The 23144-nt window shown below is 51.8% G+C and carries 23 protein-coding genes; 12 read left to right on the top strand and 11 right to left on the bottom strand.

Translation table 11 applies throughout. The features are described from left to right. Positions 1 to 101: 101 nt before the first annotated feature. On the top strand, positions 102 to 839 hold the full coding sequence (locus DPV68_RS00670) for a YwqG family protein (RefSeq protein WP_114164926.1): 738 nt from the start codon (positions 102 to 104) through the stop codon (positions 837 to 839). A gap of 44 nt (positions 840 to 883) precedes the next feature. On the opposite strand, the gene DPV68_RS00665 is transcribed toward DPV68_RS00670, so the two are convergent. Then, positions 884 to 4027: an efflux RND transporter permease subunit gene (locus tag DPV68_RS00665; protein WP_114164925.1), complete on the bottom strand. Its 3144-nt coding sequence runs from the start codon at positions 4025 to 4027 to the stop codon at positions 884 to 886. 24 nt (positions 4028 to 4051) lie between these two features. Next, the gene (locus DPV68_RS00660; RefSeq protein WP_114164924.1) at positions 4052 to 4624 is read right to left on the bottom strand and encodes a TetR/AcrR family transcriptional regulator; all 573 of its coding nucleotides are present in this window, start codon (positions 4622 to 4624) and stop codon (positions 4052 to 4054) included. A gap of 228 nt (positions 4625 to 4852) precedes the next feature. Between DPV68_RS00660 and DPV68_RS00655 the strand changes: the two genes are divergently transcribed. From DPV68_RS00655 to DPV68_RS00645, 3 genes are all read left to right on the top strand, one after another. Then, positions 4853 to 5923, top strand: coding sequence for a Fe(3+) ABC transporter substrate-binding protein (locus tag DPV68_RS00655; protein ID WP_114164923.1), 1071 nt, complete (start codon positions 4853 to 4855; stop codon positions 5921 to 5923). Positions 5924 to 6057: 134 nt separating this feature from the next. After that, positions 6058 to 7695 (top strand): ABC transporter permease, encoded by a 1638-nt coding sequence (locus DPV68_RS00650; RefSeq protein WP_114164922.1) that lies wholly within the window; start codon positions 6058 to 6060, stop codon positions 7693 to 7695. Next, on the top strand, positions 7695 to 8402 hold the full coding sequence (locus tag DPV68_RS00645) for an ABC transporter ATP-binding protein (RefSeq protein WP_021068048.1): 708 nt from the start codon (positions 7695 to 7697) through the stop codon (positions 8400 to 8402). Before DPV68_RS00650 ends, DPV68_RS00645 begins: the two co-directional genes overlap by 1 nt. A gap of 45 nt (positions 8403 to 8447) precedes the next feature. Here the strand turns inward: DPV68_RS00645 and DPV68_RS00640 are convergent, their stop codons facing one another. The 3 genes from DPV68_RS00640 to DPV68_RS00630 all read right to left on the bottom strand — a co-directional run bounded on the left by DPV68_RS00640 (position 8448) and on the right by DPV68_RS00630 (position 11567). Continuing rightward, the gene (locus DPV68_RS00640; RefSeq protein ID WP_114164921.1) at positions 8448 to 9344 is read right to left on the bottom strand and encodes a class F sortase; all 897 of its coding nucleotides are present in this window, start codon (positions 9342 to 9344) and stop codon (positions 8448 to 8450) included. A gap of 20 nt (positions 9345 to 9364) precedes the next feature. Further along, on the bottom strand, positions 9365 to 10705 hold the full coding sequence (locus DPV68_RS00635; protein WP_114164920.1) for a globin family protein: 1341 nt from the start codon (positions 10703 to 10705) through the stop codon (positions 9365 to 9367). 82 nt (positions 10706 to 10787) lie between these two features. Then, positions 10788 to 11567, bottom strand: coding sequence for a helix-turn-helix domain-containing protein (locus DPV68_RS00630; protein WP_114164919.1), 780 nt, complete (start codon positions 11565 to 11567; stop codon positions 10788 to 10790). A 114-nt stretch (positions 11568 to 11681) separates the two neighbouring features. Between DPV68_RS00630 and DPV68_RS00625 the strand changes: the two genes are divergently transcribed. Further along, the gene (locus DPV68_RS00625; RefSeq protein ID WP_114164918.1) at positions 11682 to 13331 is read left to right on the top strand and encodes a glycoside hydrolase family 13 protein; all 1650 of its coding nucleotides are present in this window, start codon (positions 11682 to 11684) and stop codon (positions 13329 to 13331) included. 104 nt (positions 13332 to 13435) lie between these two features. Continuing rightward, entirely contained in the window at positions 13436 to 13942 is a 507-nt protein-coding gene (locus DPV68_RS00620) for a flavodoxin domain-containing protein (RefSeq protein WP_114164917.1), read from the top strand. Here the strand turns inward: DPV68_RS00620 and DPV68_RS00615 are convergent. Further along, positions 13906 to 15504 carry a glycoside hydrolase family 55 protein gene (locus DPV68_RS00615; protein WP_114164916.1) on the bottom strand — a complete coding sequence of 533 codons (1599 nt, stop codon included), beginning with the start codon at positions 15502 to 15504 and terminating at the stop codon, positions 13906 to 13908. The two genes, DPV68_RS00620 and DPV68_RS00615, sit on opposite strands and share 37 nt — an antisense overlap. A 268-nt stretch (positions 15505 to 15772) precedes the next feature. Here DPV68_RS00615 and DPV68_RS00610 point away from each other — a divergent pair, with 268 nt between their 5' ends. The 4 genes from DPV68_RS00610 (at position 15773) to DPV68_RS00595 (ending at position 17590) form a co-directional block, all read left to right on the top strand. Next, positions 15773 to 15973, top strand: coding sequence for a cold-shock protein (locus DPV68_RS00610; protein ID WP_016507985.1), 201 nt, complete (start codon positions 15773 to 15775; stop codon positions 15971 to 15973). Between the two features lie 128 nt (positions 15974 to 16101). Beyond that, positions 16102 to 16515, top strand: a complete 414-nt coding sequence (locus DPV68_RS00605; RefSeq protein ID WP_114164915.1) for a pyridoxamine 5'-phosphate oxidase family protein — start codon at positions 16102 to 16104, stop codon at positions 16513 to 16515. A 192-nt stretch (positions 16516 to 16707) separates the two neighbouring features. Beyond that, positions 16708 to 17211: a DoxX family membrane protein gene (locus DPV68_RS00600; RefSeq protein WP_114164914.1), complete on the top strand. Its 504-nt coding sequence runs from the start codon at positions 16708 to 16710 to the stop codon at positions 17209 to 17211. An 82-nt stretch (positions 17212 to 17293) separates the two neighbouring features. Then, the gene (locus tag DPV68_RS00595) at positions 17294 to 17590 is read left to right on the top strand and encodes a DUF3817 domain-containing protein (RefSeq protein ID WP_114164913.1); all 297 of its coding nucleotides are present in this window, start codon (positions 17294 to 17296) and stop codon (positions 17588 to 17590) included. Positions 17591 to 17612: 22 nt separating this feature from the next. On the opposite strand, the gene DPV68_RS00590 is transcribed toward DPV68_RS00595, so the two are convergent. Continuing rightward, positions 17613 to 18014, bottom strand: coding sequence for an MFS transporter (locus DPV68_RS00590; protein WP_198662213.1), 402 nt, complete (start codon positions 18012 to 18014; stop codon positions 17613 to 17615). Between DPV68_RS00590 and DPV68_RS00585 the strand changes: the two genes are divergently transcribed. Then, positions 18003 to 18194, top strand: a complete 192-nt coding sequence (locus tag DPV68_RS00585) for a hypothetical protein (RefSeq protein WP_198662212.1) — start codon at positions 18003 to 18005, stop codon at positions 18192 to 18194. The genes DPV68_RS00590 and DPV68_RS00585 overlap by 12 nt on opposite strands. Positions 18195 to 18198: 4 nt before the next feature. On the opposite strand, the gene DPV68_RS00580 is transcribed toward DPV68_RS00585, so the two are convergent. Both DPV68_RS00580 and DPV68_RS00575 read right to left on the bottom strand, forming a co-directional pair. Continuing rightward, entirely contained in the window at positions 18199 to 19206 is a 1008-nt protein-coding gene (locus DPV68_RS00580) for a S66 family peptidase (protein WP_114164912.1), read from the bottom strand. A gap of 63 nt (positions 19207 to 19269) precedes the next feature. Continuing rightward, positions 19270 to 19596 carry a winged helix-turn-helix transcriptional regulator gene (locus tag DPV68_RS00575; protein ID WP_114164911.1) on the bottom strand — a complete coding sequence of 109 codons (327 nt, stop codon included), beginning with the start codon at positions 19594 to 19596 and terminating at the stop codon, positions 19270 to 19272. Between the two features lie 106 nt (positions 19597 to 19702). Here DPV68_RS00575 and DPV68_RS00570 point away from each other — a divergent pair, with 106 nt between their 5' ends. After that, positions 19703 to 20503, top strand: coding sequence for a VOC family protein (locus tag DPV68_RS00570; protein ID WP_114164910.1), 801 nt, complete (start codon positions 19703 to 19705; stop codon positions 20501 to 20503). 13 nt (positions 20504 to 20516) lie between these two features. Here the strand turns inward: DPV68_RS00570 and DPV68_RS00565 are convergent, their stop codons facing one another. Further along, positions 20517 to 21509, bottom strand: a complete 993-nt coding sequence (locus DPV68_RS00565; RefSeq protein ID WP_114164909.1) for a 5'-3' exonuclease — start codon at positions 21507 to 21509, stop codon at positions 20517 to 20519. Positions 21510 to 21701: 192 nt separating this feature from the next. Next, on the bottom strand, positions 21702 to 23024 hold the full coding sequence (locus DPV68_RS00560; protein ID WP_232819438.1) for a hemolysin family protein: 1323 nt from the start codon (positions 23022 to 23024) through the stop codon (positions 21702 to 21704). Positions 23025 to 23144 lie beyond the last annotated feature (120 nt).

Genomic DNA, 23144 nt, shown 5'->3' with positions numbered 1-23144 from the left:
TTCATCCATGCGGTCAAGATAAAGGTTGTATAAAAAATGATAAAGGGTACATATGTTCGGTATGGTAGACTATTTGTATCATATCCGAAAGAGGTGTTCGAATGGAACTTCAATCAATCAAACAGTTTATTGATCAACACGGGCTCGAACAGGGCGGTGACATCTTGGCGGCGTTTACGAAGCGCGTCAACTTGAAGCTCGTACCCCGAACGACACGGGAAGAAGTCTCAATCGGTCACTCAAAATTTGGCGGCTATCCGGATTTACCGAGTGCCTCGGACCATCCTGGAGAGAACTTGACGTTGTTGGCACAGTTCCGCCTGAGTGACTTCACTGGATTTGAATCAGTCGAAGCGCTTCCGAAAGAAGGGGTGTTATCGTTCTTCTATGATTTGGACGAACAACCATGGGGTGACGCGGACGAACGTCACCTTTGGCGCGTCTTCTATACAGAAGCGACGACGCTTGAACGGGTCCGCGTCGGTGAAGCACTCAACGAGAGGGCTGTCGCATTCGAAGAAGGCTATGCGCAGAACGATCACGACTTGTTTGATCTGATGAGCGAGGATGAATATGCCGCTTTTGAGGAGTTATTCGATGAGGACGAGGCACATGCGGTAGGCGGGCATCCGGACGAGGTGCAACATGATGTGTTTGAAGAGATTGAAGAGACGCATGGGGAACGATTCGGTGACCCGTTTCTCTTATTCCAAATGGATTCAAGCGAAGAACTCGACATCATGTTCGGTGACGCCGGCATCCTTTATTTCCTGATTCCGACCGAAGCGCTCCGAGCCAAGCGGTTTGAAGAAGCGGAAATCCTCATGCAATGTTACTGAGCGCAAAAAGAGAGTCGACCCGTTGAGGGCGACTCTCTTTTGAATTACGCTTCTTTTTTCTTACGGAATCGTGCGAAGAACTCATACACGATTGGGACGATGAGGAGCGTCAATAGCGTTGAACTCGTCAATCCACCGATGACGGTCACACCGAGACCTTTCGAGATCAAGGCGCCGCCTTCAAGGCCGAGCGCGAGCGGTGCGAGGGCACCGATCGTCGCGAGAGCCGTCATGAGGATTGGACGGAGGCGCGTACCGGCTGCCTCGAGTAAGGCATCACGTGTCGAGAGACCGGCTTCTTCTTTATGAATGACACGGTCAATCAAGACGATGGCGTTCGTCACGACAATCCCGATCAACATGAGCGCCCCGATCAAGGCAGATACCGAGATCGTTTCGCCTGTGATGAGGAGGGCGACGAGTCCCCCGATAATCGCGTAAGGAAGCGAGAACAGGACGACGAACGGCGTGACGGCACCGCCGAACGTGATGACGAGCACCAAGTAGACGATGGCGACGGCCGCGAGCATGGCGAGACCGAGCTGGGTGAACGATTCTTGAATCTGTTCAGTGACCCCACCGACGTCATAGGAGACGCCAGTCGGGAGTTCGATGTCCGATACACGTTCTTCGATGGCAGCCGAAGCTTCCGTCGCTTTGTCCGTGCTGAGCTCGACGTTGACGCGAGCAAGGAGCTTCCCGTCACGTTGAACGAGCGTATCCGGTGTCGTGCCTTCCTCGACTTCGATGAAGTCCGAGATTGGGCGAGGCCCGAACGGTGTCGTCACTTCTTGTTCCTGCAAGTCGTCGATGCTGTCATACGTGACTTGTTCCGTCGGGATGATGACGTCGAGCTGTTTGTCGTCGATCGTCACCGTCGAGAGCGGACTTTCTTGGGCTTGGAACTGCCCAATCGTTTGGGCGAGCTGAGCGGCCGAGACACCTGCCTCGGCAGCTGCCTGCTGGTCGACGTTGAACGTGTACTGGACGTATGATTCGCGAAGGTCAGACGTCGCTTGACGGACATAATCCGTCTCTTCTTCAATCGTTTCAATGAACGTAGGAACGATGGCTTCAAGATCTTCGAGAGAGTTGGCGTAAACGTTATACGTCACACCGCTCGTTCCGGCACCGCCGGCGAAGTCTTGTTCTTTCCATTCACCGCCTGAGGCGAGTTCATTCAAGCGTTCGACGTCAGCGATTTTGACATCAGCGAAATCTTTCGTGTCCGGATCATACTGGACGATGAAAATTCCTTGTTTGTTGTTCCCAGGGTTGAGCGGGTTCTCACCACCGACCGTGAATTGAACGTCGGTGGCGTCCGCTTGCTCTTCCATGAAATACGTCTCGGCGATTTCGGCCGCCGCAATCGAATCGTCAAGCGTTTGACCCGGTTCTGGGTCGAACGTGACGAACAGCGTCTTCTCAGACTCTTGGTTCAAGAAGTTGACCCCGATAGCTGGGACAAGGGCGAAACTTCCGATTAAGAGAAGCGTCGCCAGTCCGAAGACGACGAGTTTATGGTTGAGCGACCAGTTGAGGACGCCACGATACCATTCGGCGAGCTTCCCTGGTCCTTCTTCCGGCTTCAGCTTGTCGCGGTTCTTAAAGAACGAGTCGGCCATCATCGGTACGACCGTGATCGCGACGAGTAAGGACGCGATTAAAGCGAAAACGACGGTCAAGGCGAACGGTAAGAACAGCTCGCCGACGAAGCCTGTGACGAATCCGAGCGGCAAGAAGACGGCGATCGTGACGATCGTCGACGAAGCGATCGGAATGAACACTTCTTTCGTCGAGGCGATAATCAGGTCTTTGCCGCGCAACGTCTCGTTCGGACGGGTGAGGCGACGGTAAATGTTCTCGATGACGACGATGGAGTCATCGACGACCCGCCCGATGGCGACGGTCATCGCACCGAGCGTCATGATGTTGAGCGTGATATCGAGCTGTTTCAAGACGATCAATGCCATCAAGAGCGAGAGCGGGATGGAGATGACCGCGATAATCGTCGAGCGGAAGTTACGAAGGAACACGAGAATAATCAAGATGGCGAATAGACCACCGAGTAACGCTTTCGAGACCATCGTTTCGACCGATTCTTCAATCGGTTGACCTTGGTCGAGCGTAATCGAGACGTTGGTCGTGTCATAGTCGGTCTCGAAATCGGCAAGCGCATCTTTGACGGCATTGACGACATCTACGGTGTTCGCGTCTTGCGTTTTCGTCACTTGAATCCCGATTGAACGTTCCCCGTTCGACCGTGAAATCGATTCCTCGATGCCACGGTCTTCAATCGTCGCGAGTTCGCTCAAAGCGACCGTCGGGACGGTCGTCGGTAGATTCGCAGGTGGGACTGCACCTGGCACGTCAGTCGGGATTTGCGGCGTCTCGCCAGTCGGAAGTTCCGTTGGCGCACCTGGCACCGGCTGTTCCGTTGGTGCGGGTGAGTACGGAATTTGGAGGTCGCGGAACGCCTCAAGCGTCTCCGACTTCCCGTCGATGACGACGGCTTGCTCCGTATCACCAAGTTCATACAGGCCGAGCGCGATGCGGGCATCGTTCGCTTGAATCAACTGTTTGACGGTGTCTTCCGTCAAGTTATATTCGGCGAGCGCCTCCTCATCGAATCGAAGCTCGACGCGACGAATCTCTTGTCCGGCGATTTGGACGGTCTGAGCGCCTTCGACGCCTTCAAGGGCTGGTTGCAACTCATCTTCGACCAATTTCGTCAATTCGGCCAAATCGAGACTCTCATCTGAGACGGCTGCACCAACGACAGGGAACGCGTCAAAACTGAGTCGTGATACTTGTGGGTCTTGAACGGATTCTGGCAATTCGACGTTGCTGAGCGCGTCTTTGACGAGTTGTTCAGCTTCTTCCATATCGGTGCTGAAGTCATAATCGATTTGAATGTTTGACGCGTTCTGGAACGAAGACGAACGAACTTGTTCGACCCCGTTCAAGCTCTTCAAGCGCTCTTCGAGCACGGTGCTCACTTCGTCGAGCACTTGTTCAGGTGAGGCGCCTGGATAAATCGTCGTCACCGAGACAGTCGGTGTCGTGATGTCAGGCAACGTTTCTAGTTTCATCGTCAAGCCGGCGAAAATTCCGGCGGCCGTCAAGATGATCGTCATCAACCAGACGGCGAACTTGTTGTTGACGGAGAAGGACGTGATTTTTTGCATGGGGTTCATTTCTCCTCTAATAGATTAGTCTGTTTTACCCGAATCGATGTTCTGGGCTCGCTCGATCAAGCGAGCGATAATGTCTTGTTTTAAAGCAGGTGGGGCGACGCCGACGTTAAAGTGCTCGGACAACATCATGCCTTCGAGCGCATAGCGGATAATCATCGTCTCGACGGGGTCGCTCGTCTGTTGAAACTGAGCGAAGAACGTGTCGAGGTCGTGCTTCCACCGTTCGGCGTATTCCTGGTCGACAGCAAATAGCGTCAAAAAGGCAATCATCTTCTCGGCGTCGATGTGGATGGCTGAGCGCTCGGGATGAAGTTTCGTCTCGTCAAAGAGACGCACGAACGCTTCGACGGGACCGTTGCCATCGGCTTGGAGCGATTCGTACAAATCGTTTTGCTCGGTTTGGAGCCGTTCGACGATGGCGGTCAACAACGCTTCTTTGGATGGATAATGATACAGGAGACCACCTTTCGAGACACCTGCCGTCTTGGCGACTTCGTCCAATGTCAGGTGATGCACGCCATGTTCCATGATGATATCCGTCGCTGCATCCAACAATTTCTGTTTCGTGATCAGTGATCGGTTTGTCATGTCACGCCTCCTTTCTGTACCGACCAGACGGTTTGTTCTCTTCCACTATAGGGGGGTAGTCATTTTGAAGTCAAGACATGATGACGTTAAAACTGTTAAGTTATAAATCTATAACTACTGTAAACGATTTCAAAAAAAGGTTGACGTGAGAATGATTATCAGTGATGATAGTAACTGAGAGTAATTATCATTACCAACAATAGAGATGAATAAGTGGGGGATTATGAAATGAACAAAAAGTACATGGCACTCGGCCTTTCGGCTGCGCTCACAACATCGCTTCTTGCGGCTTGCGCCAGCACGGAAGAGACGACGACTTCAAGCGACAATGAGACAGCGGAAGAGTCAAAAGTCGTCAATGTTTACTCGAGCCGTCACTATGATGTCGATAAAGAGCTTTACAAGCAGTTCGAAGAAGAGACGGGCGTGAAAGTCAACGTCGTCGAAGGGAAGAGCGATGAGTTGCTCGAGCGTTTGAACACAGAAGGCGACAACACGGAAGCCGATCTCTTCATCACAGCGGATGCAGGGAACTTGTATCAAGCTAAAGAGGCGGGACATCTGCAAGCGGTCGATAGCGATGTGCTTGAGTCGAACGTCCCGGAAAAATACCGTGACACGGATAAAGAATGGTTCGGTCTCACGAAACGGGCACGTGTCATCGTCTATGCAAAAGACCGTGTGAAACCAGAAGACTTGTCAACGTATGAAGCACTCACAGAAGAACAATGGAACGGCAAAGTACTCGTCCGTCCGTCTGAGAATATGTACAACATCTCGCTCCTCGCTTCGTTCATCGAAGTGAACGGTGTCGACCAGGCAAAAGAGTGGGCGAAAGGCATGGTCAACAACTTTGCACGCGATCCACAAGGGAATGACCGTGACCAAGCGAAGGCAGTCGTCGCCGGCGAAGGTGATGTCGCTATCATGAACACATATTACATGGGACTCATGTTGAACTCGGAAGACGCGGAAGAGAAGAAAGTGGCTGAGCAACTCGGCGTCTTCTTCCCGAACCAAGACACGACAGGAACACACGTGAACATCTCAGGAATCGCAATGACAAAAGCAGCGAAGAACTCAGACAACGCGAAGAAACTCATGGAGTTCATGTCTGACCCGTCAGCACAAGAACAGTTCGCGAGCGCGAACTATGAGTACCCTGTCAACGAGTCGGTTGAACCGAACGAACTCCTCCAATCATGGGGTGAGTTCAAAGAGCAGGACATCAACCTCTCGGCACTTGGAGAACACCAACAAGAAGCCATCCGTCTCTTCAACGAAGCGGGCTGGAAATAAGAAGACTTCGGCTTGAACGTGCGTTCAGGCCGAAGATTTTTGCGTTTCTCGACATGCTAGCGGTACAACGGGAGCGTTGAACCTGATATGATGGGACAGGAAGTGACTGAACGAAAGAACGGGAGTTGTACGGAATGAACTGGTACGCGCTGAAACGACAACTGAATGGATGGGCCATCCTCAGCTTTATCGCGCTGGTGTTTATCGTCCTGCCAGGAGTCGTCGTCTTGGTCGAGCTGTTCGCACCGGTCAATGAGAACTGGCAACACATTCGCGAGTACTTGTTGCCGACTTACGTGCGCAATACACTGTTCATCATGCTCGCGACCGGCCTGTTGACGACTGTCATTGGGACGAGCCTGGCGTGGTTCGTCACGGTGTATGACTTTCCGTTCCGTCGGTTCTTCAAATGGGCGCTCATCTTACCGCTCGCTATCCCTCCTTACATTGGGGCTTATACGTATCACGGGATTTTAAACTACACGGGCGTCATCCAGACGACGCTTCGGAACGAGTTCGGCATCAATGTCGACCAGACGTATTTCAACATTATGACGATTCAAGGAACGGTGTTCATCTTCACTCTGTTCTTGTATCCATATATCTATACAATCACGCGGGCCTTCCTGCACAACCAATCGTCCTCGATGATTGAGAACGCCCGCATCCTCGGCCGCGGCTCGTGGGACATTTTCTTCACCGTCGTCATTCCGATCTCGCGCGTCGCCATCATCGGCGGGGTCAGCCTCGTCTTGATGGAAGTGTTGAACGACTATGGGGTCGTCAAATACTTCGGGATTCAGACGTTCAGCACGGCCATCTTCAGTACGTGGTTCGGGATGAAAGATACGTCCTCGGCACTCAAACTGGCCGGGACGCTCATGATTCTCGTCATCGCCATCTTGACGATGGAACGGCTCGTTCGTGGCCGGAAACAGTTCAGCTATGCGACGACGAAAGTGAAGCCGCTCAAACCGAGACAACTGAATGGATGGCATCGTTACGCCGTGTTCGGCTATGTGGCTACCATCTTTGGGATTGCGTTCCTCATTCCGTTCGTGCAACTCGTCGCTTGGACGGTATTGACGTTCGAACAAGTGTTTACGGCCGAGTTTTTCCGCCTTGTTTGGAACACGGTGAGCGTAGCGTTCATTGCGACCGTGATCATTCTCGTGTTCGCGCTCATCATCGCGAACTACACGCGCCTGTTCCCGTCGAACATGACACGCGTCATTTCGAAAGTGACGACGCTCGGCTATTCGATTCCGGGAGCGGCCATCGCCATCGCCGTCATCACGTTGTTCTTGCTGCTTGATGAGTGGGTGTTGAACGTGGCGCTCGCCCTGGATTTAGGCCAGACGTTCGTGTTCAGGACGACGCTCATCATGCTCATCTTCGCCTACGTCATCCGCTTCCTCGCCATCGGCTATAACTCGATCGAGAGTGGATTTGAGAAAGTCGGCAAGTCGTTCACGGAAGCGTCGCGCATGCTCGGGTGGGGGACGGTACAGACGTTCTTCCGGGTCGATATCCCGATGATTAAAGGGGCCATCATGAGCGCGTTCATCCTCGTCTTTATCGATATTATGAAAGAATTGCCGCTGACGCTGTTCTTGCAGCCATTCAATTTTTCGACGCTCGCCACACAGGCGTTCAAATATGTCAGTGACGAGAAGATACATGAGGCCGCGCTCGCCTCGATCGTCATCGTGCTCATGAGCGGACTGTTGATCTTTGTGTTCCATAAGGTGCTTGATAAGGAGGCCGACTAATGTTTGTTCAAATCAACGATTTACACTTCAGCTATAAAGGTGCGCAAGCCGAAACGATTAAAGGATTCTCCATCTCGATCACGAAAGGTGAAATCGTCTCGCTTCTCGGTGACAGTGGTTCTGGGAAGAGTACGATTTTACGCCTCATCGCAGGGCTTGAGATGCCGAATCAAGGCGTCGTCGTCGTCAACGACTGTGTCTGTTGCGACGATTGCCAGTTCATGCCGCCTGAACAGCGTGGTGTCGGGATGGTGTTCCAAGACTATGCGCTCTTCCCACATATGACCGTTGAGAAGAACATCCGCTTCGGTCTGCATAAATTGAGCCGGAAAGAGCGAAACGAGCGTGTCGAAGAGATGTTGACGCTCGTGAACCTGTCCGAGTTCCGTCATCGCTATCCGTATGAGCTCAGTGGCGGACAGCAACAGCGTGTCGCGCTCGCGCGTGCGCTCGCACCGAAACCGTCGCTCCTCATCTTGGATGAGCCGTTCAGCAACTTGGACACGTCGCTCCAACATCGGATTCGGGACGATTTGCGCCGCCTCCTCAAACAGACGGGGACGACGACGATTTTTGTCACGCACGATGAAGAGGACGCGGAGGCGCTCGCCGACCGTATCGTCTATCTTGGTGAAGGCAAAATCAAAAAACAGATCATGACGGAGAACAACAAGACGTTCAACCCGCAGATTCCGTGTTTTGTGTAGAACGTAAGAACCCGCAGACATAAATCGTCTGCGGGTTCTTTGTGGTTACTTCGTCTGTTTAGAAGGAGCCGATTCATTCCCGAGTTGATCGATCGCTGTCACGTAATAAGTTGCCTGCTCGTTCGTGACCTCGATGCTCTTCCGGGCGTGCGACGGGATACTTTCAATATGCGTCGCTTCACCGTCGATGACTTCATAGACGCGATAGCCGATGACGGTGTCGTCACGGACGGCGTGCCACGTGAGTAAGTTCCCGCGGAGTTCGACGCTCGTCGGTGCGTCGAGTTCAACTTCGGTATTGATCTCGGTATCGACAAGCTCGGTATAGACGACGAAACGCTCGTCATAACCGCCGTCACCGAACGTGCCGGAACACGTGATCAAATTCAACTGTCGGCTCGACGTGGCCCCGAAGATATCCTCGATCGGTGCGTTTTTCGTATCATAGCTCTCTGTTTTGGTGACACGAAACGTCAACGTGTTGCCGTTCTCGTCGATAATTGTCACGTCATCGCCTGCCTTCAGTTGATCGAGCTCATAGAAGACGGCGGGGCCGGTCTTACTGTCCACGTGTCCGGCGATGACGGCATTTCCTTTACTACCAGGTTTGACGCCCGGTTCGAACCAACCGACTTGGTCCTCATCTTTCGGGACGCCCATCTGTCCGTTGTCGAGTACGCCGACCTGTTCGATTGCGGTGTCGACCTTGATTTTGGGGATTTGAAGTTGGACGGGTGTCGCGGCCTTGGCACTTTCCTCTTCCTCGGCTAAGCGGAGCTTCTTCACCTCTTCCTGTAGAAGTGAGAATTCAGCCGATAAATCTGGGCTCTCCTCTATTTGTTTTTCTTCTACAGGTGGTGACGACGATTCTTGGGCGCTCGTCCACGTCCAGAAGCCAAAACAAAAGAGAGAGAGCGCCAGAAACAAATGGCGCTTGTTCATGGGGCTCCCTCCTTATTGAATTATTGAACAGATTCTTTACGGTTGCGAAGCGTTACGAAGGCGAGTAAGATTCCGCCAAGTACAGCAAGACCAGCGTAGAGCGTGTTCATTGATTGTTCTTGTGCACCACCGAGACCTGTTTCAGGCATCTCTTCAGGCATTGTTGTTTCAGCGAACTTGTCAGGCATTTGTGTCACGATTGCGTTACCGAGTGTTTCGCCAACACCGAACATGAACGCGTATCCTTCACGGAATGACATCCAAGCGGCATCCGCATCACCAGCTACATACTGATCGAACGTTTGAAGCACAAGGGCTTCATGTTGTTTGATGGCTTCTTGGCCAGCTGCTTGTGGCAAGTTACCTTCTGTCGCTGCATCGAGGAATGTGCTGAAATCGACAGCGAACTGGTCGAGCTTCATGCGTGCTTCTTCAATTTTAGCTTCATCGCCTTCGAGTGTAGCGGCAACGATGTCACCTTGGGCTGTGATGTGGTTCCCATTCCATACTTTTTCGAATTGGGCCGCACCTTCATCACCGTAGACTGAACCGATGGCTGCTTTGAAATCAAGTGTGTTCTGATCTTCAGCCCAGCTCACGTAGTCGAAGTCTTCTGCTTGATCGTAGCCTTTTTGCATGCCGATTGCTGCGAGGGCGAAGTGTTCCCCAGCAAGGCTGTTCAATGTTGAACGAAGCTCGACGGCCGGTGTGTCAGCAGCAGTTTCAAACTTGTCAGGCATCTGTGTGACGATTGCGCCTGAGAGGGCTTTACTGATGTCGAACATAAGCTTGTACCCTTCGCGGTACGTCATGTATGCCGACTCGTAGTCACCTGCGACGTAGTTGTCGAATACTGAGAGAACTTGGTCTTCGTGAAGCTCAAGCACGTCAGCGGCAGCGTCTTTTGGTAAGTTACCTTCTGTGGCTGCGTTAAGGAATGTTGAGAACTCTTCGACGAATTCGTCAACCTCAGCTTCCGCGTCAGCGCGAAGCTCTTTGTCTTCTGATTTAGCCGCTTCAACGAAGTCAGCTGAGTAGTCGTTGTGACCAGCGAAGATATCTTCGAACTGGGCTGCGCCTTCATCTCCGTAAATTGAAGCGATGGCCGGTGTCATGTCGAGTGCGTTTTGATCGAGGGCCTTCATCGCGGCTTCGGCGTCAGGTGCTTCGTCGTAAGCTTTCATCATCGATGTGACGGCTAAGACATAATGCTCAGACAGTAGTTGGTCGAGCGTGGCTCGTAAGTCACCTGCTGGTGTGCTAGCTGTCGGCGCGTGATCCGCTGCCTGTGCATTCAATGGTACGAGTAAGCCGAGTGCGAGTGCCGGTGCTACAATCTTGTTCATTGTTTTCTTCTTCATGGGTAATCGCTCCTTTTTTTGAGTGGTTGTCGTTGTTTACACCCATCTAACGGAGCGGTTCAAAAAATGGATCACTCTTTTTTTATTTTTTTTCGTTTTTTTGTTGAAGTGTGCGATAAACCCCTGGTGCGACGCCATATTTTCGTTTGAAGATGCGATGGAAATATGGATAGGAGCGGAATCCGGACAGCTCGGCGATCCGTTCGAGCGAGTGTTGGGTATACTGCATCTGTTCTTCTGCGAGCTGGAGTCGAATCGATTGGGCATAGGCGACAATCGTCATGCCGGTCACTTCTTTGAACAAGTGAACGGTCCGCGACACGCTGAGCCCGACCGCGTCGGCGACGTCCGATACTTTGAAGTCGCTTGTGACGTTTCCTTCTATATAACGCATCATGCGTGACACGACAGGTGGCCGCACGTTTGCTTGCACTTCTTGGACGGAACGGTCGAGCATGAGAAGCAAGGCTTCAATCAATGTCTCAATCAAATCCGGACTCTGTTCGGTCGTCGGTCGGCGCGCCTCTTCGGTGATATGTTGCCAGAGTGACAGCAGGCGAGGGTCGATTGAGATAGAAGTGATGCGGGAACGGTCGATCGCCGCCCACCAGGCATCGAGTGTCGGACCATCACAGAAGAGATGATAGTCCCCGCTTGCCGGGGTGTCGACATGCAGTTCGTACTCCTCTCCGGGTTTGACGAGCAATAAATCGCCTGGCCGTGCCGTATACGTCTTCCCATTGACGACGATGCGCGCCGTGCCTTCTGTCTGCAAGCGAATCAAATACGTCTCCAATCGATTGGGAAAGGGAAAAGTATAGGTTGTTGTATGATACGAATAGCCGCAAAAGCCAATTTCCATCGAATCATCCTTTCTTAATAGCAAAATCGTGCATATCCTCATCATATCATGGATAGAAATCAAGGTGACGAGCGGGTACGATGATATCGACAGAACGTATGAGGAGGATGAAACATGAAACAATGGTGGAAAGAAGCAGTCGTCTATCAAATTTACCCGCGCAGCTTTAATGACTCGAACGGTGACGGGATTGGGGACATCCCGGGAATCACCGAGAAAATGTCTTATTTGGCGGAACTCGGAATCGATGTCATCTGGCTATCGCCGGTGTACGATTCACCGAACGACGACAACGGCTACGATATCCGTGATTACCGGGCCATCATGGATGAGTTCGGGACGATGGATGATTTCGATGCGATGCTCGAAGAAGCGCATCGTCACGGCATCAAAATCATGATGGACCTCGTCGTCAACCACTCGTCGGACGAGCACCAATGGTTCATGGAGTCGCGCTCTTCAAAAGACAGCCCGTACCGGGACTACTACATTTGGAAAAAGGGCGAGAACGGTCAGCCGCCGACGAACTGGGGCGCTTTCTTCGGAGGGAGTGCGTGGCAATACGATGAGGCGACGGACGAATACTACTTGCATCTGTTCAGCAAAAAGCAACCCGACTTGAACTGGGAGTCAGAGACACTTCGTCGTGAAGTGTACGACTTGATGACGTACTGGCTCGATAAAGGGGTCGACGGTTTCCGGATGGACGTCATCAACATGATCTCGAAAGATCCGAGCTACCCAGACGGCGAGACGCGCGGGACGGGTTATGGGGACGGCACACCGTTCTTCTTCAATGGGCCGCGCATCCATGAGTTCATGCAGGAGATGAATCGTGAGGTCCTGTCGAAATACGATACGATCACGGTCGGTGAGATGCCGGGCGTCAGCGTCGACGAGGCGAAGCTTTATACGGGAGAAGACCGTAACGAGTTGAACATGGTGTTCCATTTCGAGCACGTCGACGTCGGCAACGGCAGTTTCGGCAAATGGAACCCGACGGACTGGAAGTTGACGGACTTGAAGACGATCTTCTCACGTTGGCAAGAAGGGCTTGAAGAAGATGGCTGGAACAGTCTCTACTGGAGCAACCACGATCAACCGCGCGCCATCTCCCGGTTCGGGAACGATTCGGACGAGTATCGTGTCGCCTCTGGCAAGATGCTGGCGACGCTCCTGCACATGTTGAAAGGGACGCCTTACATCTATCAAGGTGAAGAGTTCGGGATGACGAACGTGGCGTTCGACTCGATCGATGAGTACCGCGATATCGAGACGCTCAACGCGTATCGGGATTACACGACGAATGGACTGTTGACGCATGATGAGATGTTTCGTGGCATTCACGCACGCGGACGCGACAACTCACGGACACCGGTGCAGTGGTCAGCTGAAGCACAAGGCGGATTCACGTTAGGCACGCCGTGGATTGGGGTCAACCCGAACTATGTGACCGTGAACGCGGAAGCGGCCCGACGTGATCCGGACTCGCTCTTCCATTACTATCGCCAGTTGATTCAGCTCCGGAAACAAAATCCGATCGTCGTTTACGGGAAGTATGAACTGTTACTCCCAGACGATGAAGCGGTATACGCCTTCACTCGAACGTTCGAAGGGGAGACGTGGCTCGTGCTCTGCAACTTCTCGGATGAGACGGTGACACGCGAACTCCCGTATGACGTGACAGAACGTGTCATCGGGAACATGGAACCGATCGAACCGTTCACGCTTCGTCCGTATGAAGCGCAAGTGTATAAAGTGTGACGAAAAAAAACTCGCCTCCGTGGCGAGTTTTTGTTGTGTCGCTAGTAATCATAGAAGCTTTCGGGAATAGAGATAGTAGAGTCTGACCGAAAGGGGGAAACGCGATGAATACGTTAATTGCCTACTCGACTCGCTACGGGACGAGTGAGAAAGTTGCTCATTTGTTGGCCGAACGGCTTCCGGGAGACGTTCACATCCAAAATATAGTCGAGCAGCCGGATGTCGAGTGGGAGACGGTCGACCATGTGATTGTTGGCAGCTCGATTCGGATGGGCAAAATTCAAGATGAGATGACGGCTTGGCTGCACATGAATGAAACCCAACTGCTCAAACGACCGCTCGGCCTCTATTTATGTGCCGGTACGCCGACTGCGGCCGAACGGCAACGAGAACTCGAGGATGCTTATCGAGAAGTGTTGCGGGCACATGCTTATTTCGTCGAAGTCGTCGGCAACGGCTATGATTTCGAACGGATGGGCTTTCTCGACAAAGCCATCGTCCGCATGATGGCGAAACAGACGGTGAGTTCACTCAATTTAGACGAGGCGATGCTCGATGAACTCGTCGAGTCGGCTCAAGCGTCGTTGCGTACGCGATCGGAAAACCCATAAGCGAATAAGCCGTGGGCCTCGATCGGGCTACTGGTGGAGATGAGCACATCTCCACTTTTTTGTTCGCCTTCAATTCGACGGAGCATGACGTTCGTGAGCTGTCCGCCGATTTTCAACGCGACCGGGGCCGAGTGACGGCAAATGACATCCTCAATCGTGACGTCATCGGTTCGATTATCCCCGCCGAACAGTTCGATGTCGGCCCGGCCCGAAGTAAAACCACTCGTCGCAATCCGCTTCAAGCGGACGTTCCGGGATTTGTATTGAATGGCAAGCGCCGGGTTTCCGCGATAGTCATACTCCGGATTCCCGATGGCTGTGAATCCATGAATCAATACGTCTTGGTACGCCGATACGACGAGGCTGCGTGCCGAAGATTTCTTATATAGCTTCGAGCGGACCGGCTCCATCGAGACGAGATTCGTGCCCGACAGGAAACGTGCCGTCTTCGACTGCGGGTCATCGGCCAAGTGGTGGCTGATGTGCCGGAAGTTGAACGAGCGATTATCGTGATACGAGAAGTGTCCGAATATGTGGACGTCATGGGCGGCTGAAGACGTCCCGTGCGCCTTCACTTCGACGCCCCCGAAGCAACCCTCGCTCATATTATTGACGAGCGTGACATGGCGTGATCCGTCATCAATCTCGATCCCGTTCGAGTTCGAGAATCCATGGGCATGGGTGCGTCCATGTGGATGATGACAATAGCAGTTTGTGATATAGATGGCATCGCTATGATGGGTCGTGATGCCATCGTCGCCGTAATTCGTCGCCTCGCAATGATCGAGCCAGACGTAGCGGCTTCCTTTTTTGGCACGTAATCCGTCTCCCAAGTAATGATAGTGGGGGGCAGTGATATCAAATGCGTGCAACCCGGCGTTTTTTGCCGTGACGTGATGGATCCAACCGAATTTGACGTGCGCGAACGTCAATGCGCTCGAAGCGGTATCGCCACTCGAGGTCCGGTCGACGTCACCGAGACGCTCCACGTTCCAATCGAGCGTCAAATGTGAGACTTCGATATGATGATTGCCGGCAAACGGCGTTGCGTTTCGAAGCAACCGTCGATGTTTCGGGGCCCGGTCTGAGAGTTTAATCATCGTATCCTGCTGGCCGGCGCCTTCAAGCACACAGTTCGACGGGATGCGGATGCCGCGGACGAGATATACGCCGGCCGGCACGTGAACGTGGCGGTTCGACCTGAGGGCGAGCCGGAAAGCAAGCGTGCAATCCGTCAAACCATCCCCGACGGCGCCATAATCGGTGACGTCGACATGGTGGCGTATCGCTTGTCTCAAATTTAAGTGCTCGGCATCGAGCCGGCGCATCCACACCGGACGGACGATTCCATCTAACGTCTCGAGCGGCAACGAACTTGTCACCGGGATAATGCGTTCGGTCATCGGCAGGTGAGAGAGATAGGTTTTTGCTTGATCGGGATAGTGGGCCTGTCGTGTTGTCTCATGCCAATTAAGTGTTTCCTTCATTAGATCACCGAGCGCCCAGTTCGAATGACGGGCGATCGTGGCGGCGATATTCGAGCGATCGATATGTGCGGTCATAGGGTTCATCCTCCTAGCGTTCACTACAATTGAATGTACCCGTTTTAGAAGTATTTTTAGCAAACCGAAGTATTTAGTAGACAGAAGCATTTATCCGTGGTATATTCTATATGTGCTTAATTAAGAATAGCTGGAAACATAATTCACAAAACGCTTTGGATTATTTTTCGTTTAAGATAATCCTAGAGGTTTGTGATTTTTTATTTGGTCAGTTTTTTCTAGTAAGGCACTACTAGAACGCACAGCGTTTATTTCAGGAGGGTTCATTATGAACACAGGTAAAGTAAAATGGTTTAACTCAGAAAAAGGTTACGGCTTCATCGAAATGGAAGGCGGAGACGACGTATTCGTACACTTCTCAGCAATCCAAGGCGACGGCTTCAAGACACTTGAAGAAGGCCAAGCAGTAACTTTCGAAATCACTGACGGAGCTCGTGGACCACAAGCTTCTAACGTTGAAAAAATCTAATCTTCCTTATCTCAAGGAATTTTATTACCTGCTCGCTTCGGCGAGCAGGTTTTTTGTTGTCCGCGTGTTTAATCACTTGCCCCAGGGGAATCAATATACGAGTGACTATCACAAGGAGGTTTTTCGGAATGGATGCAATGCAAACGGCCAAACAGATTTTAGATCATAGTAACGTAGGGACGATGGCGACGGTCTATAAAGGCAAGCCGCACAGCCGTTATATGACGTTTTTCCATGATGATTTGACGCTCTACACGGCAACGTCGAAAGACACGGATAAAGTCGATGAATTAAAAAACAATCCGTATACGCATATTTTGATTGGTTATGACGGCGATGGTGTCGGGGATACGTATCTCGAGATTTTAGGCGAGACGAGTGTATCGGATGATGAATCGATGAAAGAAAAAGTATGGAACGAGAAACTCGAAGGTTGGTTTGATGGTCCGGACGATCCAAAACTCGTCATCTTGAAAATCGCGCCGCAGTCGATGCGCGTGATGAATAAAAAAGGACAGCCCCCTCAAGAAGTGAATTTGTAACTCAAACAAGGACGTCCCTCGCGGACGTCCTTTTCAAATTGACCAATTTCCAAAAAGTGACTGACCTGTGACGCACATATGAACGAAACGTGAACTCTTGCCCTAACCTATGTGAAAATGTGAACATAGATGGTATATTGTGAATGTAATCACATATCAATCATCATTCACTCATTCAAAGGAGGAATTATCATGTTCATAAAATTTTGGCAGAACCACAACATCGCTACCGGTATTTTGACAGTCCTTCGTCTCTGGCTCGGCTATCACTGGCTCACAGCAGGCTGGGGCAAAATCACAGGTGGATTCGAGTCGGGTGGTTATCTTCAAAACGCAGCTTCCCTCGCCACAGGTGATCACCCAGCCGTTGCCGGTTGGTGGGCAGCATTTTTAGAGAACTTCGCCATCCCGAACGCGGCTTTGTTCGATGTGTTGATTCCTTACGGTGAGTTTCTCGTCGGTCTCGGGCTCTTGCTCGGTGCCCTCACACGCAGTGCAGCCTTCTTCGGTCTTGTCATGAACATGGCGTTCTTGCTCTCAGGTACGGTCAGCACGAACCCGACGATGTTGATCGTCTCAGTCCTCATCCTCGTCGCGGGCTACAATGCTGGTAAACTTGGCGTCGATGGATTGTTCCTTCGCAAGTTCGTCGAAACGAAAGTGTTACATCGTTCACCAAATCGTCAAATAGCGTAACGGATTTATGACGTTCTCCTGTGACAAAACTCACCTCTTTCGGCTACGATGAACGTAGCATCGATTGAAAAGGAGAACGAATATGAACGCGACACATTTCAAATGGCTCGGATACACAGAGGGGATGTCTTTCTTACTTCTGTTGCTCATCGCGATGCCGCTCAAGTACTTGGCGGGTATGCCGCTCGCCGTCAGCATCGTCGGCGCGGCCCACGGTTTCTTGTTCGTCGCCTATGTGGCGGCAGCCGTCTATATGGCATGGCGTTTCAACTGGGGCTTCAAAGTGTTAGTGCTCGCCGTTATGGCGTCGGTCATCCCGTTCGGACCGTTCTTGTTAGAGAAACGAGTCCTCCCATCAACAGAAAAGACATCGAACTGAAACGTTCGATGTCTTTTTGCGTTCACGCACTTTCTGCTTGCGCTGACACAGCGGCTTTTTCGACAATTATGTCGTGACGGATTCGGTACATCGCGAACAATGTGATGGTGAGCAGACAAATCATGCAAATCGTATAGAGTGAAGCGACCGGCATCCATTCGCTTAATAGGCCAAACACGATGAAGCCGAACGGGGTGATGCCCATGGCGAGGGATTCGAGAACACCGATCACGCAACCGAGATAGCTGGGTTCCGCGTGCGTCTGTAAATAGAGTTGAATGGGAATATTGACACGTATAATGCAGAACCCGCTCAATAAGGCGAAACCAGCGAAGAAGACGAGAGTTGGAAAGGTGTCTATTTCGCGCTGACTGGTGAGATAGAGGCAGCCCGGAAATCGTTTTTGAAACTGTTGGAGCATCATGATCAATGGGCGAAGCATGGGTTTGTCGATCAAGCGATTTACTTTGAAGGGCTGTTAATTGGAACGAGTCACGGGTGTGGGGATGAATGGGTACCGTTGATTGAACGAGAAGTGGGCTTGTTCCCGGAAGGTCGTTTCCGCAGCCATCTGATGTCGCTCATCAAAAAAATCAAGGGCTGACGCGTCAGCCCTTGAACGTTTGAATAAGTGTCCCTTTGCCGTCCTCGACTTGAATCGAGGCGTGGGCACCGTTAATCAGTGTCATTTGCGGCGGGACGTGCCCGCAGTCGATATCGTAAATGACAGGCACGTCGAGCAATTCCTGCAGTTCCGCATACACGTCTTCTGCCGTGTAGCCTTGAACGGGTTGTTGGGCCGCGCTGCGCCCGAACAGAATGCCTGACGTATGATTGAACCAACCGGCCCACTTCATTTGAAGCAGGGTCCGTTTGAGTGCAGGAACATCGAGCTCGGCGTTCTCAAAATACCAGAGGATCGGTTCGCCTTTTAAATAGGTCTGTTGGAACGTGGCGACATCTCCATACGGTGTGCCGATGGTATGCAACAAGACATCAATACAGCCACCGAGCAATCGTCCGGTCGCCTCTGTCCCGCCGAGTGATTTCCACTCCGTCGGTTCGGTCAAGTGATACACATGAGGGCTCGGGTTGTCATGTTGCCACTCTTTTTGGAACTGCTCTGAGGCGAGCTGGATGACTGTCTCGCCTTCTTTCGCCGATACGATGTCGAGCCAACGCGAGCTCGTCGCGTCCCATTCTTCGCCGCGCAGGTCGACGAGGTTCGTCCCGTGAGCCGAAGCGATCCCCGTCTTGAGCGTGTAGACGAATAAAAATAAGCTGACGTCGGAATATCCGAGCATCCATTTTGCGGGTAACGCGTCCCAGTCGAGTCGGTCCAAAAGCTCAATTAAGAGGACGCCGCCCCATGGCGGAATAATCAAATCAATCGTGTCATCGTGAAATAAACGTGTCAATTCATCGGCCCGGACTTCTGTCGGTGCCGATTTTGCTTTGTCTTGCGTCCAGACCGATGGTTCGAATTGGAGGGTGAATCCGTGGCGAATGAATGTCGCCTCGGCCTCATGAAGTAGTCCATGTAATTCAGTAGGAACACCGGATGAAGGGGCCGTCACCCCAAAATGATGGCCGGTTAACTGTGGATAACGAATCATGTGAGCCTCCTGTGGATAAGTGATAGGTAGTTTTGCGGAAACGGGTTATCCACATGTGGATAGTTATTTATTGCGCATCCGTTCGGCATGTTGGATACCCCAAGTGTTCATCATCTCGAGCACTGGAATGAGCGTCTTCCCGTACTCGCTCAAGCGATAATCGACGCGAGGCGGTACTTCCGGATAGACGGTGCGGATCACGATGTCTTGCTCTTCTAAATCGCGGAGCTGGGCCGTCAAAATCTTTTGACTGATGTTCGGGAGCGAGCGTTTCAATTCGCTGAACCGTAACGTGTCTTCATTGATGAGCGCGAGTAAAATCGATGGTTTCCATTTTCCCGTAATCAGCTCGAGCGCGGTATCGACCTCGCAGCTTGAGATTCTGTTCATGTACATCCCTCTTCTCAAAGTATCCTTTTGGTAACTATACCACCTTTTTGTGCCGTCTTCTGCCGCTCCCACTTAGCGGGTATACTGAGGATAGAGGTGATCAACTATGAAATTGACAAACATACAACTCGGCGCCGTCACGTTGCGCGTCAATGATTTAAAAATGATGAAAACGTATTATGAACGCGTCATCGGCATGGATGTACTCGAGACGACAGAGAATCGCGTCATGCTCGGTGCGCCAAATACGCCGCTCGTTATCTTACATGAAGTGAGCGGCGTGCGTTCCAATCCACGAACAGCCGGCTTGTTCCATATGGCGATCCTGTTGCCGGACCGTATCGAACTTGGACGGATTCTCCGTCATTTGATCGAGCAACGGATTGAAGTCGGCCAAGGGGATCATTTGGTCAGCGAAGCGTTCTATTTGAGCGACCCGGAAGGCAACGGCATCGAGCTTTATGCCGACCGTCCCCGTGAACAGTGGGACTATGAAGCAAACGGTCATGTGAAGATGTCGACGGACCCGGTTGAGTATGAATCGATGCTCGAGGCAGCGGCCGACCGTCCGTTCACGGGCCTTCCGAACGGGACGACGATGGGGCATGTCCACTTCAAAGTACGTTCCCTAGAAGCGGCAAAATTATTCTATCAAGATCGTCTCGGTTTTACGGTGACGACCGATTCATATCCGGGCGCCTTATTTTTAGCGGCTGACGGGTATCACCACCACATCGGGGCAAACGTCTGGGCCCGGCCAAGCGAGCCGATGGGACAAGAGGCAGGTCTGGAAGCGTGGACGCTCTTAGTCGATGCGACGACGAATCGTGAACTCGGCGGGACGACATCGGAATGGTCGCTCACCGACGAAGATGGGATTACGGTCAATATAAAAAGCGTGGACTAATTGTCCGCGCTTTTTAGCGTGCTGAAATTTTCTTTTGACTTGAATCAAACGAGAGGCGAATGCCGCGTTTTTGATACGCTTGTTCGACCCGTTTTGAATTGATACTGAGCTCAAGATGAGCCAGTTTCAAGTGTTCGAGTTCTGGCACCGTGACATCGAGACGGACGAGCTCCATGTTGCGCTCGGCCTTTTTACGTGTGCGTCTCAAGTTACGGGGCACTTCTTCTGACGTCAGTGCCGCGATCGTTTCATTGATCTGTTGTCGTTTGTCGCCTTTGACGCTTAGCGCCGTGTAGAGCTTATCGAGCGAACCGAAGCGTTTGATTAACTGGACCGATTGGCTTTCATCTAATCCGGCCACAGGCGGAATCCCGTCTGAACGGTCTCCTGTCAACGCTTTGACTGCTGAAAGCTGTTTAGGCTTCAATCCTTCATACAAGGCCGCAATCTCCTCAGGACGAATCTCAAGATGTCGCTTGAGCGGGAGCGGGCGATTGTCTTTGATGTCGCAACGAGCTTGCATTTGTTGCAGCTCTTGCGTTTGAAGCCAGACGGTGATGCGTGGGCTCACGAGCTGAAGCAAGTCTTTATCCTTCGTCATGATGACGACAGGAGCGCTGCAGCTGAATTTCCGAGCGATATGAGCGATCAAATCTTCTCCTTCATAGCCTTCGACTTGATATTGCGGGATTCCGCTATCTTCAAGCAATTGGCGCATGAGTTCCATTTGCGCTTTCAACTCGGGTGGTGTCTGGCGGCGACGGCGTTTATAGCCTGGGTAAAGCTCGCGGCGCCATAATGTTTCACGTGAGACGTCCCACACGACGACAAAATGAGTCGGACGATGTCTGCGTAGAATCGTCCGGATGAGGCCCGTCATACCGATGACGGCACTCCGATCGTTTTTAGATACCTCGCGTCCTTTTTTCGTTCGGCTCGCGGCGGCACCATAGTAGGCACTGGCCAGCATGGAGTTTCCGTCAATTAAAAATAGTTTACGTTCCATGCGTAACCTTCTTTCTGCAGTTGTTGGACCGAACATTGATGAACTGTTCGGTGATGTTGTGTCAATGAGTGACACGCACTCAAATTAGCAACATATGTGCAGTATATCACGACAGGACATGAAAATATAGCGACAGTTCGACCGGCCGACGAAAAGCCTTCCCCGAAAAATCGGGGAAGGCAGTCCAATCGGTCAGTCGAGTTCAGGTTGAATCTCCTCTTTACGGGCTAAAATCAAGTCCACGAAAACGATGCGGTGATTGTCGATTTCACGGACAATCAGTTCATGTTCGCCCGGCAAAACGAAGCGTTCGCCAGTGCGCGCATTCGCTTTTTGCGATAGGACGAAGCCACCGATCGTATCGACGTCATCTTCGATTTCGATGCCGAACCGTTCTTCAATCTCTTGAGTCAAGACGAGACCGGACAGGCGATAATGACCCGGTGTGACTTCGGTAATTTCAGCCTGCTCGTCCCGGTCGAACTCATCGCGAATTTCTCCGACGATTTCCTCGAGGATATCTTCAATCGTGAGAAGGCCGGCTGTACCGCCGTACTCGTCGATGACTAGGCACATCATCGTCCGCGCATTCTGCATTTTCACCATCGCTTCTTGGAGCGGCGTGTACTCTGTCACGAGCGGGAGTTGATGGATGAACGACTCGAACGGGGCATCGCTTTTGACGAGTTGGGCGGTGAATAATTGTTTGGCGTTAATAAAGCCAAGCACATCATCGCGGTCACCGTCACGTGTGACCGGGTAGCGCGTATATTGGTGCTCTTGGACGGTAGCGATAATCGTCTCAATCGAGTCTTCTTCGTCGATGGTCACCATGTTCATCCGTGGCACCATCGCATCTTTAGCGACACGTTCATCGAAAGAGAAAATATTTTGAACGTAGGCGAGCTCATTTTCGTTGATTTCTCCACTGCGGAAACTCTCGGTCATAATGATTTTCAATTCTTCTTCCGAGTGCGCCGTCTCCTGCGCCGTCGTCTTGACGCCAAACAAACGAAGTGTCACCCGGGCTGTACCGTTTAGCACGTGGATGAACGGATACAATAACTTCGTGAAGAAATAGAGCGGGCGGGCAACGAGCAGTGTCAAGCGCTCGGCCTCATGCACGGCAAGCGTTTTCGGAACAAGCTCTCCGATGACGACGTGCAAGAAGGCGATCAGTAAAAAGGCGATCAAAAAGGATAGGAAGGTCGTAAGCGCCGACGATACATTCAAGCGGTCGACAAGCGGTTGAATCATCCCTTCGATTTGATCAGCCCCAATCCAACCGAGCCCGAGAGCGGCGAGCGTGATGCCGAACTGTGAAGCCGATAGCGAATCGTCAAGGTTTTCAATCACTTTTTTAGCGACAGACGCCCGTTTGTTTCCCTCGAGTACGAGTTGATCAAGCCGGACACCGCGAACTTTGACAATCGAGAACTCGGCCGCCACAAAAAAGGCGGTCATAAAAATGAGCAGGGCGACGATCAATAAGCTGAATAACATGGGACTGTCCAAAAATTCCCCCAAAAATCGGGGAGTCACCTCCATTAGAGTAAGTTGTATGTCGTTCAGGAGAATCCCTGAAAACGAATAGTTTGTTTCAGTATAGTAGATTTGCCACAAATATTCAAAAAA

Source organism: Exiguobacterium sp. TNDT2 (assembly GCF_003331145.1).
Lineage (GTDB): Bacteria > Bacillota > Bacilli > Exiguobacteriales > Exiguobacteriaceae > Exiguobacterium.
This window is presented reverse-complemented; position numbering and strand designations above follow the sequence as displayed.